The following is a 15,563-nucleotide window of genomic DNA, read 5'->3' on the forward strand; positions in this document are numbered from 1 at the left end:
GGCGCCCGCCCACCCGTTCACAGGATTCCCGCAGGCGCATCCCAGCCTCGACGGGGCCTGGCGGCGCACTCTCGATCACTGACATGGAATCCAGAGAGGACCCGCTGATGACCGCAGTGCTCGAACGGCAGACGTCACCACCTGCCGACGACGACCTAATCCACGGCGACGCCCGCGCCCGCACGCCGGGATGGTGGGGCCGACCGGCGCTGGCCGTCCTGCTCATCGCCACCGCGGTTCTGTATCTGTGGAACCTGTCAGCGAGCGGATTCGCCAACACCTTCTACGCGGCGGCCGCACAAGCCGGGTCGCAGAGTTGGACCGCGTGGTTCTTCGGAGCGCTCGACTCATCGAACTTCATCACGGTCGACAAGCCGCCCGCCTCCCTGTGGGCGACCGGCCTGTCAGTCCGCATGTTCGGTATGAACAGTTGGGCGGTGCTCGTCCCGCAGGCGTTGATGGGTATCACGTCGGTCGCGCTCGTCTACTGCGCGATGCGGCGCACCTTCACCGACCGAGTCCACGGGACGACCGCCGGCCTGATCGCGGGCACCATCCTCGCGTGCACGCCGGCCGCCGCGTTGATCTTCCGCTTCAACAACCCCGACGCCCTGCTCCTACTGCTGATGGTGGCAGCCGGGTACGCGCTGACCCGTGCCGTCGCGACGAACTCGACGCGCTGGCTCGCGCTCGTCGGGGTCGCGCTCGGTTTCGCGTTCCTGACGAAGATGCTGCAGGGATTCCTCGTACTCCCCGCCTTCGGTCTCGCTTATCTGCTGCTGGCGAACAACGCGTGGCTCGCACGCATCAGCCAACTCGTGATCGCCACCGTGTCGATGATCGTGTCGGCCGGCTGGTTCGTGGTGGTCACGATGATCGTTCCGACGTCGGCCCGCCCGTACATCGGCGGATCCGCCGACAACACGTTCATGGACCTCGTGCTCGGCTACAACGGTGTCGCCCGTCTCAGCGGCGAAGCCGGGGGCGGCGGGGGCGGGGCCGGCGCCGCGGGAAGCTCGTTCGGCGGCGAGGCCGGCCTGTCCCGACTGTTCAGTTCCGAGATGGGCAACGAGATCTCGTGGCTGTTACCGGCCGCCCTCGTAGCACTCGTGTTCGCTGCCTACCTCGGGGTGCGCACCGTGCGACGCCGCCCGTTCGACGGCGGCCTGTCGCGCATCGAGGGCGCTGCTGTCGTCGCGTGGGGTGGCTGGCTGCTCGTCACCGCACTGGTGTTCAGCTTCATGAGCGGAACCATCCACCCGTACTACGCGTCGGCGTTGGCTCCGGCGATCGGTGTGCTCATCGGTCTGGGCGCTGTCTTCGCGTGGCGCCGCCGCGACCGGTTGGGCGGCCGTGTGACGATCGCCGCGCTGATTGGCGTCTCGGCGGGTTGGTCGGTGATCCTGTTGAACCGCAACGATTTCGGGCCGATATGGTGCCGGTGGCTGATCGCTGTCGCAGCGGCTGCGTCGATCGTGGTGCTGCTCGTCGGCAGCCCACTCGGATGGCGCAAGACCGTCGTCGCCGCGATCGTCGCGGGCTCACTCGCCGGCTTCGCGGGCACGGCTGCCTTCTCGATCGCCACCGCGGCTACTGCGCACCAGGGCTCCATCCCGACCGCTGTCGAGACTTCCGCCGAATCCGGTGGCATGGGCCGACCGGGCGGACCGGGCCGACAGGGCGGACAGGGTGGACAGGGTGGACAGGGCGGGCAGGGTGGCGCGCACAACGGTACGCGCGGCGACGCCGCACACCGGCCGTCCGGCGGCGGACCCGGCGGCATCGCGGGCGGATCCGGTGAAGGAATGCCCGACAACGCCGAATTGGCATCGCTCCTGCGAGACACCACGACGACGTGGGCGGCCGCCACCAACGGCTCGCAGTCGGCGGCAGGCATCGAGATCTCGACCGGCAAGGCCGTGATGGCGATCGGCGGCTGGAGCGGCGACCCCGCACCGACCCTCGACGAGTTCAAGGCGTGTGTGCGCAGTGGGCAGATCGCGTACTACGTCACAGGTCAGGGCGGCGGCCGAGGCGGCAGCACGGAGATCGAATCGTGGGTGGCCGACAATTTCACCGCGACGACGGTCGGCGGAACGACGGTGTACGCGCTCACGTGAGGCGAGCGCGCGGGAAAGATTCTTTGGCCGACCTGTCGATTCTGCGGCTCCCCGTCCGTCACCATGGTGTCGAACCGCACGGGTTCGACGCACCACACAGGAGGAAATCATGAAGTACGCACTGCTTCTCATGGGACATGTCGATGACCCCGCGTGCGGTGAGGAGGGCGGCGCGAGACCAGAGGAGTTCTTCGCGTTCGATCAAGAGATCACCGCCGCCGGTGTCGTCGTCAGTTCATTCGCCCTCGAAGACGAACGCGTCGTCGTCCACACCGACGAGTCGGGCGAGCGAGTCGTCGCAGCGTCCGGCCCGTTCGCCGAAGTCCAGGAGTTCGTCGGCGGCGGCTACATCATCGACGTCGTTGACGTCGACGAGGCGATCGCTTGGGCCCGGCGAAGTCCGGGGTCGGCAGCAGGCGGCCATGTCGAGATCCGACCGCTCGCGCCGTACTGACTGATGGGTGACACCACGACGCGGCAGGCGTTGGCGGCCGTCGACCGAGACGACCGCTCGCGCCTGCTCGCCGCGTTGACGAGGCGGTTCGGCGATCTCGACCTCGCCGAAGACGCCCTCCAAGACGCGTCCGAGCAGGCCCTGACGTCGTGGTCGATGACCGGCGTCCCTGATTCGCCTGCAGCCTGGCTGATGACGACCGCCAAGCGCAAGGCGATCGACACCGTCCGCGTTGACGCTCCGGTTCGTCGGCGGGTTGAGCGCGCCCGAAGTCGCTCACGCGCTACTCGTTCCGACACCCACGGTGCAGCAGCGGATCGTGCGCGCCAAGAAGCGGATTCGGACGTTGGGCGTCCCGTTCAGCCCGGTCGGCAGGCGACGCGCACGTCGCCGACGACCTCGCCGCCGAGGCGATTCGTCTGGCCCGCGTCCTCCACGGTCTGCTGCCACGCGCGGAGACGGCCGGCCTGCTCGCGCTCCTTCTGCTCGCGCTCTTTCTGCTCACGCACGCCGGTCGCCCGGCACGGCTGGACGACACAGGTGGGCCGATCCCGCTGGGCGATCAGGATCGGACCAGATGGGATCGAGCGTTGATAGCCGAAGGCGTCGTCCTCGCCGAGCGGGCCGCCGACGCCGCCGACGCGTACCGCCGCGCCCGGCACTTGCCTGGGAACGAGGCCGAGGACGACTACCTCACCGCCGTGCTCGCCACGTCGACGCCGCCGCGCGGGACGGTCGGGTAGCTCAGGCGTGCGGGTCGACGATGATCTTCACGTGCTGCTCGTTGTGGTGGATGAGTTGGTCGTAACCGTCGGAGACGAGGCCGTCTAGCGTGATCCGTCCGGTGATGAACGGGGCGAGGTCGACCTTCCCGCTCTGTACCAGCGCGATTGTCGCGGGATGATCGTTCGAATAGCCGATGGTTCCGCGGAGATCGATCTCCTTGAGCACGAGTTTCGGCATGTCGACTTCGGGCTTATGCCCCCAGATCGACACGTTGACGATCACGGCGCCCGGCCGGACGGCGTCGAGGAGCATGTCGAGGACGACGGGCACGGACGAGCATTCGAAGCCGACGTCGGCGCCCGCGCCGCCGGTCAGCGCACGTACTCGCGCGGCCACGTCGCCGTCCCTCGGGTCGAGGACTTCGTCGGCGACGCCTGTCGAGTGCGCCATCTGTTTGCGCGCGTCCGACAGTTCGGAGATGTAGACGGTGAGACCTTCCGCCTTCAAGACGGCCGCGGTGAGCAGACCGATCGGCCCGGCGCCGCCGATGATCGCGACCTGGCCCGCTCGCGCACCGGACCGCACATAGGCGTGGTGGCCGACCGACAGCGGTTCGATGAGCGCCGCCTGGTCGAGCGGAATGTCGCCGACCGGGTGAACCCACCGTCGCTGTACGACGATCTTCTCCGCCAGGCCGCCGCCGCGACCGCCGAGTCCGATGAAGTTCATGTCTTGGGACAGCTGGTCGACCCCGTTGCCCAACCCCGTGCGGCCGATTCCCGTGTGAGTAGCCCCAGAGCGAACCGTTCCAGAGCGAGTCGTTCCAGTGCGAGTAGTTCCAGTGCGACTCACCTCTGGTACGTCAGCTACGGCTCCAACCTGTGCGCCGACCGACTCTCCTGCTATCTGCAGGGCGGTCGGCCGGACGGCGGACTCCGCACCTACCCGGGCGCACGCGACACCACGCCGCCGCTCGATGCTCGACCGACGACGCTGCCCGGCCGGATCTTCTTCGCGGGCGAGTCCCGCACCTGGCGCGGCGGCATGGCGTTCTACGACCATCAGACGCCGGGCCCGACACCGGCGGGCGCCTACCTGATCTCGATCGAACAGTTCGCCGACGTCGCCGCACAGGAGTCCGACCGCGAACCCGTCGTCGACGGCCCGCTCGAAGCCGCGCTCCGCAACGGCGAGATCCTTCGGCGGCACGGCGACGCGCACATCGTGGACGACGGGCTCTACTCGCGCCTGGTCCGGGTCGGCACCATCGACGGACGGTCCGCGCTCACGTTCACCTCGCCCCGCGGCATCGGAGACGTTCCGCACACCGGGCCGAGCGAACCGTATCTCGCGATGATCAGCCGTGGTCTTCGTGAGACCCACGGCTGGGACGATCACACGGTCGCGCACTATCTCCGGACGTGCGTGTCTGCGAATAGCCACCGTCGGGAGCATCCCGGCCGTTAGGGTCGGATCCGTGAGCACCTCCACCGATCGTGTCACTGTTCGCGTTCTCGTCTACTCCGATGACTCGGGGACGCGGCGCGAGGTGCTCCGAGCACTGGGGACCACGCTGCATCCCGACCTGCCCGACCTAGAGTTCGTCGAAGTGGCGACGTCCCCGATGCTGTTGAAGCACCTCGACGGCGGCACGGTCGACGTCGCCATCCTCGACGGCGAGGCCTCCCCCGCAGGCGGGATGGGCATGGCCAAACAGGTCCGCGACGAATACGATCCCTGCCCGCCGCTGGTGGTGCTGATCGCCCGCGACGCCGACCGCTGGCTGGCCGACTGGTCGCGCGCCGACGCGACTGCGCGCGTCCCAGTCGACCCGATCGAACTCTCGCGCACGCTCGTCGACCTTCTTCGCTGACCGGCACGGTCGCGTTGTCCCAGCGCACGCGGCCGGCCGAGCACAGATAGCCGAAACCTCCCACGGCACACATCATTCCGTGAGTAGGGTGTGGTTCAAGTCACAAGAAACCGATCGACGCCGAAGGTACTCGCTTCGACGCCGTCGAGACAGTGGAGGGCTTGGAGATGAACGCGTACGGACCGATTCTGGTGCTCGCTGCGATCGCTGTGGCGTTCGCCGTCGTGTCCGTGATCATCGCGTCTATCGTCGGACCCCGGCGCCGCAACGCCGCTAAGCTCGCCGCCTACGAGTGCGGTATCGAACCGCTGCCGCCGGCCGCCGACATCGTCCAACGCTTCCCGGTGAAGTACTACCTGACGGCGATGCTCTTCATCATCTTCGACATCGAGATCGTCTTCCTCTACCCGTGGGCGGTCGCGTCCGAGAGTCTCGGCTGGTTCGGGCTCATCGCCGTCGCCCTGTTCGTCGTCAACGTGTCCATCGCCTACGCCTACGAGTGGCGGCGCGGCGGACTCAGGTGGGATTGATTGTGGGAATCGAAGAGAACCTGCCCGGCGGTCTGTTGCTGACCACGGTCGAGAAGCTCGCTGGATACATGCGCCGCGGATCACTCTGGCCTGCGACGTTCGGTCTCGCGTGCTGCGCGATCGAGATGATGGCTAGCACCTCGGGCCGCTACGACATCGCCCGATTCGGCATGGAGGCGTTCCGTGCGTCGCCGCGGCAGGCGGATCTGATGATCGTCGCCGGCCGCGTGAGCCAGAAGATGGCTCCGGTGCTCCGCCAGATCTACGACCAGATGGCCGAACCGAAATGGGTTCTCGCGATGGGCGTCTGTGCGTCGTCCGGTGGCATGTTCAACAACTACGCGATCGTGCAGGGCGTCGACCACGTCGTCCCGGTCGACATCTACCTGCCGGGCTGCCCGCCGCGCCCGGAAGCGTTGCTCAACGCGATCATCACCCTGCACGACCAGATCGGCCAGATGCCGTTGGGCGTGCACCGCGAGGAGGCGATCCGCGCCGCCGAGCAGGCCGCCCTCGCGTCGAAGCCGACGATCGAGTTCACGGGGCTCCTGCGATGAGTGGGGAACTCTCCACCGGGCCCGAGGGGCGGGAGGTGATCGCGACCCGGCACGGCCTGTTCGGCGCTTCCGGCACCGGCGACACCTCCGGTTACGGCAGGCTCGTCGCACCGATCACGCTGCCGGGCAAGACGGACCGGCCGTTCGGCGGCTATTTCGACGAGGTCGCCGACGACCTGGCGAATGCTCTCAGCGCCCACGGCATCGCATTCGACGACGCGGTCGACAGGTGTGTGATCTACCGCGACGAGATGACGATTCACGTCGCCCGCACCCACTTGCAGGCCGTGGCCGCCACGCTGCGCGACGAGCCGTCGCTGCGCTTCGAGCTGTGTCTCGGCGTGTCCGGCGTCCACTACCCGGAGGAAACCGGCCGGGAACTACACGCGGTCTATCCGCTGCGGTCGATCACCCACAATCGCGCGGTCACGCTCGAGACGACGGCACCCGACGACGATCCCCACGTGCCGAGCCTGTTTCTGATCTATCCGACCACCGACTGGCACGAACGCGAGGCCTACGACTTCTTCGGACTGATCTTCGACGGCCACCCGTCGTTGACGCGGATCGAGATGCCCGACGACTGGGAGGGGCATCCGCAGCGCAAGGACTACCCGTTGGGCGGCATCCCCGTCGAATACAAGGGCACCACCATCGCCCCGCCCGATCAACGGAGGTCGTACCACTGATGACCGACACCTTCACCGTGACCGGAAACGACTGGCAGGACATCGTCTCCGCGGTCGCCGACCGGGCGGCCGAGAACACCGCCGATGAACGGATCGTCGTCAACATGGGACCACAGCATCCGTCGACGCACGGGGTTCTGCGCCTGGTCTTGGAGATCGAAGGCGAGACGGTCACCGAGGCCCGCTGCGGGGTCGGCTTCCTGCACACCGGGATTGAGAAGAACCTCGAATACCGGACGTGGACGCAGGGGGTCACCTTCGTCACCCGCATGGACTACCTGTCGCCGTTCTTCAACGAGGTCGCCTATTGCCTCGGCGTCGAGAAGTTGCTCGGTATCACCGACGACATCCCCGCCCGGGCCAGCGTGATCCGGGTGATCCTGATGGAGCTCAACCGGATCGCCTCGCACCTGGTGGCCCTCGCGACTGGCGGCATGGAACTGGGGGCCGTGACCCCGATGTTCCTCGGTTTCGGCGCCCGCGAGAAGATCCTCGACCTGTTCGAAGAGATCACCGGACTGCGCATGAACCACGCCTTCGTCCGCCCGGGCGGCGTAGTCGCCGACCTCCCCGACGGGATCGGCGATCGTATCCGCGCACTCCTCGACGACCTGCCGAACGAGATCGGCGAGGTCGAAGCATTGTTGAGCGAGAACTACATCTGGAAGGCCCGCACCCGGGGCGTCGGCTACCTCGATCTGACCGGATGCATGGCGCTCGGTATCACCGGGCCGGTGCTCCGCGCGACGGGCCTCCCCTATGACCTGCGCAAGAGCGCGCCGTACTGCGGGTACGAGGACTACGACTTCGACGTCGTCACCGACACCGCCTGCGACGCGTACGGGCGGTATGCGATCCGGGTCGAGGAGATGAAGCAGTCCATCCGCATCGTCCACCAGGCCCTCGACAAGTTGGAGCCGGGCCCGGTGATGATCCCCGACCGCAAACTCGCGTGGCCCGCCGACCTCGCAGCCGGACCGGACGGCTACGGCAACTCCCCCGAACACATCGCCGAGATCATGGGCGCCTCCATGGAGTCACTGATCCACCACTTCAAACTCGTCACCGAAGGTATGCGCGTGCCCGCGGGACAGTGCTACGTGTCGATCGAGTCGCCACGAGGAGAGTTGGGCGTCCACATGGTGTCCGACGGCGGGACGCGCCCGTACCGCGTGCACTTCCGGGACCCGTCGTTCACGAATCTGCAGGCCGTCGCCGCCATGTGCGAGGGCGGTCTGATCGCTGACGTGATCACCGCCGTCGCCAGCATCGACCCGGTGATGGGAGGAGTGGACCGATGAGCGCCGAACCCATCAAGCGCGAACTGCTTCCGATCCTGTTCTCGACGTCGGAGCCGACGCCGCCGATCGAGTTCACCGGACCTGATGCCTTTCCTGCAGACGTCGTCGACACGCTGCGTGCCGAAGCCGACGAGATCGTCCAGCGCTACCCGCAGTCCCGGTCGGCGCTGCTCCCGCTGCTGCACCTCGTGCAGAGCGTCGACGGCTACCTCACCCGGGCCGGCATTACGTTCTGCGCGGAACGGCTGCGTCTCACGACGGCACAGGTGGCGTCCGTCGCGACGTTTTACACGATGTATCGGCGCGAACCGACCGGTGACTATCTGGTCGGCGTCTGCACCAACACGCTGTGCGCGGTGATGGGCGGCGACGCGATCGCCGAGCACCTGTCCGACGAGCTCGGTATCGGAGACGGCGAGACCACCGCGGACGGTGCGGTCACTCTCGAGCGCATCGAATGCAACGCGGCGTGCGACCACGCACCGGTCGTGATGGTGAACTGGGAGTTCTTCGACGCGCAGACGCCAGACTCGGCGGGCGCGGTCGTCGACGCGCTGCGCGCCGGGACGCCTCCGGCACCGAGTCGCGGCGCGTCGTCACTATGCACGTTCCGGCAGACGGCACGGCTCCTCGCCGGACTCGACGAGCAGGGCCCCGCATGATCGCCATCGACCTCCCCACCCCGGACGCCGAGCCCGCGCAGGTGCCCGTCCTGTCGCGGTACTGGTCGGACGACGAACCGTGGTTGCTGCGGAACTACGTGCGCCGCAACGGTTATCAGGGTCTCAAGGCGGCCTTGCAGATGCCCCCCGATGAGGTCATCGAACTGGTCAAGGCTTCCGGTCTGCGCGGGCGCGGCGGCGCGGGCTTCCCAGTCGGCACCAAGTGGTCGTTCATCCCGCAGCGCGAAGACCATCCCAAACCGCACTATCTCGTGGTGAATGCGGATGAGTCCGAGCCGGGCACGTGCAAGGACATGCCACTCATGCTGGCGACGCCGCACACCCTCGTCGAAGGCGTGATCATCGCGGCGTACGCGATCCGTGCGCGGCACGCGTTCATCTATGTGCGCGGCGAGGTCGCCTCGGTCATCCGTCGGCTGCGGGCCGCGGTCGACGAAGCGTACGAGATCGGGCTGCTCGGCACGCACATCTTCGGGTCGGGCTTCGACCTTGACGTCGTGGTCCACGCGGGCGCGGGCGCCTACATCTGCGGCGAGGAGACGGCCCTGCTCGACTCCCTCGAAGGCCGCCGCGGCCAGCCGCGGCTGCGGCCGCCGTTCCCGGCGAGCGAAGGCCTGTACGCGAGCCCGACCGTCGTCAACAACGTCGAGTCGATCGCGAGCGTTCCGTCGATCCTGCGCAACGGCGTCGACTGGTTCCGGTCGATGGGCACCGAGAAGTCACCCGGCTTCACCCTGTACTCGCTGTCCGGCCACGTCACCCGCCCCGGACAGTACGAGGCGCCGCTGGGCGTCACTCTCCGCGAACTCCTCGACCTCGCGGGCGGCATCCGCGCCGGCCACGAACTCAAGTTCTGGACGCCTGGCGGATCGTCGACACCGATGTTCACCGCCGACCACCTCGACGTCCCCCTCGACTACGAGGGCGTCAGCGCAGCCGGATCGATGCTCGGCACGAAAGCCGTCCAACTCTTCGACGAGACGACGTGCGTGGTGCGCGCGGTGCTGCGGTGGACCGAGTTCTACAAACACGAGTCGTGCGGCAAGTGCACGCCGTGCCGCGAAGGCACGTACTGGCTGGTCGAGATCTTGCAGCGCATCGAGGACGGGACGGGGACCGAAGCCGACATCGAACTGCTCGCCGAGACCACCGGCAACGTCGTCGGCAAGAGTTTCTGTGCGCTCGGTGACGGCGCGGGCAGCCCGATCACATCGTCGCTGGAGTACTTCCGCGACGAGTATCTCGCGCACGTGCGCGACGGCGGCTGCCCGTTCGACCCGGCGCTCTCGACGGTGTTCCCCAGCGGAGGTGCGGTATGACGGGCACAACGGCCGACCTGGTAACTCTCACGATCGACGACGTCGAGGTCTCAGTGCCCAAAGGCACGCTGGTGATCCGCGCGGCCGAGATGATCGGCGTCGACATCCCCCGCTTCTGCGATCACCCGCTGCTGGCTCCGGTCGGCGCATGCCGACAGTGCCTGGTCGAGATCGAGGGCATGCGCAAGCCGATGGCCTCGTGCACGACGGTGGTCAGTCCCGACATGGTCGTCCGCACCCAGCATTCGTCAGTGGAAGCGGCGTCGGCCCAGCGCGGAGTGATGGAACTGCTGCTCATCAACCATCCACTCGACTGTCCGACCTGTGACAAGGGCGGTGAGTGCCCACTGCAGAACCAGGCGATGTCGGCGGGCAGGCCCGTGTCCCGATTCGGCGGCGTGAAACGGACGTACACGAAGCCGGTCCCCCTCTCGTCGGAGGTGCTGCTCGACCGTGAACGCTGCGTACTGTGTGCGCGTTGCACGCGATTCTCCGAGCAGATCGCAGGCGATCCGCTGATCGAGCTCGCCGATCGCGGTGCCCTGCAGCAGGTCTCGGCCTACGCGGACGATCCGTTCATGTCGTACTTCTCGGGGAACACCGTCCAGATCTGTCCGGTCGGCGCGCTCACCGGCGCCGCGTACCGATTCCGGTCGCGCCCGTTCGATCTGACCTCGTCACCGAGCGTCTGCGAGCACTGTGCGTCCGGCTGCGCTCAGCGCACCGATCACCGTCGCGGACAGGTGTTGCGACGTTTGGCCGGTGACGATCCCGAAGTCAACGAGGAGTGGAACTGCGACAAGGGGCGGTGGGCGCACGCCTACGTCACCGAACGCGACCGGATCACCGCGCCGATGGTGCGCGGCGACGACGGGACACTCGCCGCGACGTCGTGGCCGCATGCGCTCGCGGTGGCCGCGGCGGCACTCGGGTCGGCACGGGTCGGCGTCCTGGTCGGCGGTCGAGCGACGGTCGAGGACGCGTACGCGTACGGGAAGTTCGCACGTGTCACCCTCGGCACGTCCGACGTCGACTTCCGTGCCCGTGCGGAGTCGGCCGAGGAGACCGACTTCCTCGCCGCGCACGTCGCGGGCACGGGAGTCGGCGTCACCTACGCCGACCTCGAAACCGCGCCGGTGGTGGTGCTCGCCGGGTTCGAGCCCGAGGAGGAGTCGCCGATCGTCTTCCTGCGTCTGCGGAAGGCCGTGCGCACCAGCGGGCAGCGCGTGCACACGATTGCCCCGCTGCTCAGCGCGGGTGCACAGAAGCTGTCGGCGACGTTGATCGGCTGCGTCCCCGGCGACGAAGCGCACGCGCTGTGCAGCGGCGACGTCGCCGATCTCCTGGCCGAACCGGGTGCGATCCTCGTGGTCGGCGAACGTCTCGCGGGCAGTCCGGGCGCGTTGACTGCGGCAGTCCAGTCGGGCGCACGCCTCGCCTGGATCCCGCGCCGCGCGGGTGAACGCGGAGCCCTCGACGTCGGTGCGGCGCCCAATCTGCTGCCCGCGGGTCGCCCGGTGTCGTCGGAGAGGGCACGCACAGAGATCGGCGCGGTCTGGGGCGCCGAGATCCCCACGGGGCCGGGCCGGTCGACGTCGCAGATCCTGCACGCGCTCACGGCGGGTGACCTGGACGCCGTCGTCGTGGGCGGCGTCGGACTGGACGACCTGCCCGATCCGGCGGCCGCCGCCGACGCGCTCCGGGCCGCGTCTTTCGTGGTGAGTCTGGAACAGCGCGAGTCGGCGGTGACCGCTCTCGCCGATGTGGTGCTGCCGGTCGCCGCCGCCCCGGAGAAGGCTGGCACGTTCGTCGACTGGGAGGGACGTCCGCGGCCGTTCGCGGCGGCGCTGTCCGCCGAGGCGGGAAGCGTCCCGCTGTCGGATCATCGGGTGCTGCACGCACTCTCCACCGAGATGGGCACCGACCTGAACTGTGACGACGCCGCGGCGATCCACGACGAGTTCGGCCGGGTCGGCGCGTGGGACGGTCCCCGCCACACCGCCGAGTCGGTGGCCGCAGTGGCGCGGTCCGACCGCGGCGCCGGGCACGCGGTGCTCGCCTCCTGGCGGATGCTCCTCGACCTCGGTCGCATGCAGGATGGCGAACCGTATCTGGCCGGGACGACACGGCCGCCGGTCGCGCGACTGTCGTCGGCCACCGCCGACGAGATCGGTGTCGCCGACGGCCAGTCGCTCACAGTGTCGACCGAGCACGGCCGCATCACCCTGCCGCTCGCGGTCACCGAGATGACCGACGACGTCGTCTGGCTGCCGATGAACTCCCCCGGATCACAGCTGTATCCGACGCTGCGCGCCCGGCCGGGCGACACCGTCGTCATCGGGAGCGCGCAATGATCGCGGCCACCGACTATCCGACGCTCGCCGACTTCGGGTACGACCCGTGGTGGCTGATGCTCGCGAAAGCCGTCGGCATCTTCGTGTTCCTCGTCGTGACGGTCCTCGCCGGGATCCTGATCGAACGCAAGATCATGGCGCGCATGCAGAGGCGGCTCGGCCCCAACCGTCTCGGCCCGGGCGGTCTCCTCCAGTCGTTGGCCGACGGGGTGAAGCTCGCGTTGAAAGAGGGGCTGACCCCTGCGGGCGTCGACAAGGTGATCTATCTGTTGGCGCCGATCATCGCGGTGGTCCCGGCGATCACCGCGTTCGCCGTCATCCCGATGGGCCCGCAGGTCTCGGTGTTCGGGCACGTCACCCCGTTGCAGCTAACCGACCTCCCGGTCGGTGTTCTCTATGTCCTGGCGATCACGTCGATCGGTGTCTACGGCATCATCCTGGCCGGGTGGGCGTCGAGTTCGACGTATCCGCTGCTCGGCGGTCTACGGTCGACGGCCCAGGTCATCTCGTACGAAATCGCGATGGGACTCTCGTTCGCGTCGGTCTTCCTGATCTCGGCGACCATGTCGACGTCGGAGATCGTCGGCGGACAACGACACCACTGGTATCTCCTGCTGGTTCTGCCGTCGTTCGTGATCTACCTGATCTCGATGGTCGGCGAGACCAATCGTGCCCCGTTCGATCTCCCCGAGGCCGAGGGGGAACTCGTCGGCGGGTTCCACACCGAATACTCGTCGCTCAAGTTCGCGATGTTCATGCTCGCCGAGTACGTCAACATGGCGACCGTGTCGGCGCTGGCCACCACGCTGTTCCTCGGCGGCTGGCAGGCGCCGTGGCCGATCAGCGTGTGGGACGGCGCGAACTCCGGCTGGTGGCCGCTGCTGTGGTTCACCGCGAAGATGTGGTGCTTCCTGTTCATGTTCTTCTGGCTGCGGACGGCGCTTCCGCGGCTGCGCTACGACCAGTTCATGAACCTCGGCTGGAAGGTGCTCATCCCGGTCGCCCTCGGCTGGGTGATGGTGGTCGGCGTGATCGATCAGGCCACCCGCGGACAGTCCGATCTGGTGACATCGTTGATCCTCGCAGCCGCCGGCGTCTGCGTCACCGCGCTGCTCATCTACGCGATCAGCCGGCTGAGCCGTCCGCGCCCTCCAGACTCCGCGCCCCGCCGGCCGGACGGGCTCGAGCCGTTCGATCCGATGGCAGGCGGATTCCCCGTCCCGCCCCTTCCCGGTCAGACCCTGCCCGACCATCCTCTCGAGAAGACACTCGCCGTCGATCAGAAGGGAGCCCCGTGATGCCCGAGATCCCCGACAGACTGAAGCCGGTCGCCGGATTCGGTACGACGTTCGCGTCGATGTTCCGTACGCCGATCACCGAGCAGTACCCGGAAGAGCGCAAGCCCGCGCCGGCCCGTTCGCACGGCCGACACCAACTGAACCGGTACGACGACGGGTTGGAAAAGTGCATCGGCTGCGAGTTGTGTGCGTGGGCGTGTCCGGCCGACGCGATCTTCGTCGAAGGAGCCGACAACACCGAGGAGGAACGGTACTCGCCCGGCGAACGGTACGGCCGCGTCTACCAGATCAACTATCTGCGTTGCATCGGCTGCGGTCTGTGCATCGAAGCGTGTCCGACGCGGGCTCTCACCATGACCGGCGAGTACGAGATCGTCGGCACCGACCGCGACAGCATGATCTTCGAGAAGGACCAACTACTGGCTCCGCTCAGCGATTCGATGGAGGAGCCACCGCATCCGATGGCCGAGGGCACGCGGCCCGAAGACTACTACCGCGGTGAGGTATGAGCGCGGTTCTCGCCGCGAGCCTGGCGACGACGCCCGGGACGGAAGCGGTCACGTTCTGGATTCTCGGCATCATCGTGGTGATCGGCGCACTCGGCGTCGTCCTCAGCCCGAAGGCCGTGTACTCGGCGGTGTTCCTCGCGATGACGATGATCATCTTCGCGGTCTTCTACGTGATGCAGGGCGCACTGTTCCTCGGGGTCGTCCAGGTGGTCGTGTACACGGGCGCGGTGATGATGCTCTTCCTGTTCGTGTTGATGCTGATCGGTGTCGACTCGTCGGACTCCCTCGTGGAGGCCGTCCGCGGCCAGCGTCTCGTCGCGATCGGCCTCTCACTCGGTTTCGGTGTGCTGTTGGTCGCGGCGATCGGGTCGGCGTCCATGGCCCCGTTCGTCGGCGCTCCTGATCTGAGCGACGGCACGGCTCCCGGCGGCGGCAACGCCAACATTCGGGCGCTCGCCGAGATCATCTTCGTCCGCTATCTGTGGGCGTTCGAGCTGACCGGTGCGCTGTTGATCACGGCGACGCTCGGCGCGATGGTCCTCGCCCACCGCCGAAGGACCGGGCCCGTTCGAGGCCAGCGCGAACTGTCCGTCGAGCGTTTCCGGCACGGCGGTCACGTCACGGGGCTCCCGGCGCCCGGCGTGTACGCCCGCCACAACGCGGTCGACATTCCCGGCCGTCTCCCCGACGGGAGCCCGTCCCGCCTCTCGGTGAACAACCGCCTGACGCCGCGGGCCCTGACCGAGGCGGGGCACGCTCTCCCCGCCGCCGACCCACCACCAGCGTCGAGAACACCGCAGTCGAACACCTCGCAGTCGAACACCTCGGAGCGAGCGGAGCCGAGATCGTGAATCCCGCCAACTACCTCTATCTCGCCGCGATCGTCTTCGCGATCGGTGCTGCGGGAGTCTTGTTGCGCCGCAACGCGATCGTCGTGTTCATGTGCATCGAGTTGATGTTGAACGCGGCCAATCTGGCGTTCGTCACGTTCGCTCGCATGCACGGCAGCTTCGACGGCCAGGTGATCGCGTTCTTCACGATGGTGGTGGCCGCGGCCGAAGTGGTGATCGGGCTCGCGATCATCATGACGATCTTCCGTACCCGCCGTTCCGCTTCGGTGGACGACGCAGACTTGTTGAGGCGGTGACGG

Annotated in this window: 15 protein-coding genes and 2 pseudogenes; 16 read left to right on the forward strand and 1 reads right to left on the reverse strand. The window is 67.9% G+C overall.

Going from position 1 to position 15,563, the window contains the following annotated elements; all coding sequences use genetic code 11:
• The first annotated feature begins 107 nt into the window (after window positions 1-107).
• The 3 genes and pseudogenes from L5G33_RS07570 to L5G33_RS19490 all read left to right on the forward strand — a co-directional run.
• Window positions 108-2,120: an ArnT family glycosyltransferase gene (locus tag L5G33_RS07570; RefSeq protein WP_236997542.1), complete on the forward strand. Its 2,013-nt coding sequence runs from the start codon at window positions 108-110 to the stop codon at window positions 2,118-2,120.
• A 109-nt stretch (window positions 2,121-2,229) separates the two neighbouring features.
• The gene (locus L5G33_RS07575) at window positions 2,230-2,574 is read left to right on the forward strand and encodes a YciI family protein (RefSeq protein ID WP_236997543.1); all 345 of its coding nucleotides are present in this window, start codon (window positions 2,230-2,232) and stop codon (window positions 2,572-2,574) included.
• Window positions 2,575-2,577: 3 nt separating this feature from the next.
• Window positions 2,578-3,218: pseudogene (locus tag L5G33_RS19490) on the forward strand (DUF6596 domain-containing protein); the annotation flags it as partial.
• A 100-nt stretch (window positions 3,219-3,318) separates the two neighbouring features.
• Here the strand turns inward: L5G33_RS19490 and L5G33_RS07600 are convergent.
• Window positions 3,319-4,041: pseudogene (locus tag L5G33_RS07600) on the reverse strand (zinc-binding dehydrogenase); the annotation flags it as partial.
• A 42-nt stretch (window positions 4,042-4,083) separates the two neighbouring features.
• On the opposite strand from L5G33_RS07600, the gene L5G33_RS07605 reads away from it, so the two are divergent.
• From L5G33_RS07605 to nuoK, 13 genes are all read left to right on the forward strand, one after another.
• Window positions 4,084-4,767, forward strand: a complete 684-nt coding sequence (locus L5G33_RS07605) for a histone deacetylase (protein WP_236997545.1) — start codon at window positions 4,084-4,086, stop codon at window positions 4,765-4,767.
• 10 nt (window positions 4,768-4,777) lie between these two features.
• Window positions 4,778-5,173, forward strand: coding sequence for a DNA-binding transcriptional response regulator (locus L5G33_RS07610; RefSeq protein WP_236997546.1), 396 nt, complete (start codon window positions 4,778-4,780; stop codon window positions 5,171-5,173).
• Window positions 5,174-5,340: 167 nt separating this feature from the next.
• Window positions 5,341-5,703, forward strand: a complete 363-nt coding sequence (locus L5G33_RS07615) for an NADH-quinone oxidoreductase subunit A (protein ID WP_236997547.1) — start codon at window positions 5,341-5,343, stop codon at window positions 5,701-5,703.
• A gap of 2 nt (window positions 5,704-5,705) precedes the next feature.
• Window positions 5,706-6,260, forward strand: coding sequence for a NuoB/complex I 20 kDa subunit family protein (locus L5G33_RS07620; RefSeq protein WP_236997548.1), 555 nt, complete (start codon window positions 5,706-5,708; stop codon window positions 6,258-6,260).
• Window positions 6,257-6,949 (forward strand): NADH-quinone oxidoreductase subunit C, encoded by a 693-nt coding sequence (locus L5G33_RS07625; RefSeq protein ID WP_236997549.1) that lies wholly within the window; start codon window positions 6,257-6,259, stop codon window positions 6,947-6,949. Before L5G33_RS07620 ends, L5G33_RS07625 begins: the two co-directional genes overlap by 4 nt.
• Entirely contained in the window at window positions 6,949-8,250 is a 1,302-nt protein-coding gene (nuoD, locus tag L5G33_RS07630) for an NADH dehydrogenase (quinone) subunit D (RefSeq protein ID WP_236997550.1), read from the forward strand. Before L5G33_RS07625 ends, nuoD begins: the two co-directional genes overlap by 1 nt.
• Window positions 8,247-8,912, forward strand: a complete 666-nt coding sequence (gene nuoE, locus L5G33_RS07635; protein ID WP_236997551.1) for an NADH-quinone oxidoreductase subunit NuoE — start codon at window positions 8,247-8,249, stop codon at window positions 8,910-8,912. The genes nuoD and nuoE overlap by 4 nt, the downstream gene beginning before the upstream one ends.
• Window positions 8,909-10,252: an NADH-quinone oxidoreductase subunit NuoF gene (gene nuoF / locus L5G33_RS07640; protein WP_236997552.1), complete on the forward strand. Its 1,344-nt coding sequence runs from the start codon at window positions 8,909-8,911 to the stop codon at window positions 10,250-10,252. The genes nuoE and nuoF overlap by 4 nt, the downstream gene beginning before the upstream one ends.
• A complete protein-coding gene (locus L5G33_RS07645) occupies window positions 10,249-12,606 on the forward strand; it encodes an NADH-quinone oxidoreductase subunit G (protein WP_236997553.1) in 2,358 nt (785 codons plus the stop codon). Before nuoF ends, L5G33_RS07645 begins: the two co-directional genes overlap by 4 nt.
• A complete protein-coding gene (gene nuoH / locus L5G33_RS07650; RefSeq protein WP_236997554.1) occupies window positions 12,603-13,904 on the forward strand; it encodes an NADH-quinone oxidoreductase subunit NuoH in 1,302 nt (433 codons plus the stop codon). Before L5G33_RS07645 ends, nuoH begins: the two co-directional genes overlap by 4 nt.
• A complete protein-coding gene (gene nuoI / locus L5G33_RS07655; protein WP_236997555.1) occupies window positions 13,904-14,413 on the forward strand; it encodes an NADH-quinone oxidoreductase subunit NuoI in 510 nt (169 codons plus the stop codon). Before nuoH ends, nuoI begins: the two co-directional genes overlap by 1 nt.
• Window positions 14,410-15,264, forward strand: coding sequence for an NADH-quinone oxidoreductase subunit J (locus tag L5G33_RS07660; protein ID WP_236997556.1), 855 nt, complete (start codon window positions 14,410-14,412; stop codon window positions 15,262-15,264). The genes nuoI and L5G33_RS07660 overlap by 4 nt, the downstream gene beginning before the upstream one ends.
• The gene (gene nuoK, locus L5G33_RS07665; RefSeq protein WP_236997557.1) at window positions 15,261-15,560 is read left to right on the forward strand and encodes an NADH-quinone oxidoreductase subunit NuoK; all 300 of its coding nucleotides are present in this window, start codon (window positions 15,261-15,263) and stop codon (window positions 15,558-15,560) included. Before L5G33_RS07660 ends, nuoK begins: the two co-directional genes overlap by 4 nt.
• Window positions 15,561-15,563: the final 3 nt, after the last annotated feature.

Source organism: Gordonia liuliyuniae, from assembly GCF_021738805.1.
Taxonomy (GTDB): Bacteria; Actinomycetota; Actinomycetes; order Mycobacteriales; family Mycobacteriaceae; genus Gordonia; species Gordonia liuliyuniae.

Excerpts from the sequence above, each read along its gene's own strand:
- L5G33_RS07625 (WP_236997549.1), top strand. The coding sequence starts at position 6,257 with ATGAGTGGGGAACTCTCCACCGGGCCCGAGGGGCGGGAGGTGATCGCG.
- L5G33_RS07570 (WP_236997542.1), top strand. The coding sequence starts at position 108 with ATGACCGCAGTGCTCGAACGGCAGACGTCACCACCTGCCGACGACGAC.
- L5G33_RS07615 (WP_236997547.1), top strand. The coding sequence starts at position 5,341 with ATGAACGCGTACGGACCGATTCTGGTGCTCGCTGCGATCGCTGTGGCG.
- nuoE (WP_236997551.1), top strand. The coding sequence starts at position 8,247 with ATGAGCGCCGAACCCATCAAGCGCGAACTGCTTCCGATCCTGTTCTCG.
- L5G33_RS07575 (WP_236997543.1), top strand. The coding sequence starts at position 2,230 with ATGAAGTACGCACTGCTTCTCATGGGACATGTCGATGACCCCGCGTGC.
- L5G33_RS07645 (WP_236997553.1), top strand. The coding sequence starts at position 10,249 with ATGACGGGCACAACGGCCGACCTGGTAACTCTCACGATCGACGACGTC.
- nuoF (WP_236997552.1), top strand. The coding sequence starts at position 8,909 with ATGATCGCCATCGACCTCCCCACCCCGGACGCCGAGCCCGCGCAGGTG.
- nuoD (WP_236997550.1), top strand. The coding sequence starts at position 6,949 with ATGACCGACACCTTCACCGTGACCGGAAACGACTGGCAGGACATCGTC.
- nuoI (WP_236997555.1), top strand. The coding sequence starts at position 13,904 with ATGCCCGAGATCCCCGACAGACTGAAGCCGGTCGCCGGATTCGGTACG.
- L5G33_RS07660 (WP_236997556.1), top strand. The coding sequence starts at position 14,410 with ATGAGCGCGGTTCTCGCCGCGAGCCTGGCGACGACGCCCGGGACGGAA.
- nuoH (WP_236997554.1), top strand. The coding sequence starts at position 12,603 with ATGATCGCGGCCACCGACTATCCGACGCTCGCCGACTTCGGGTACGAC.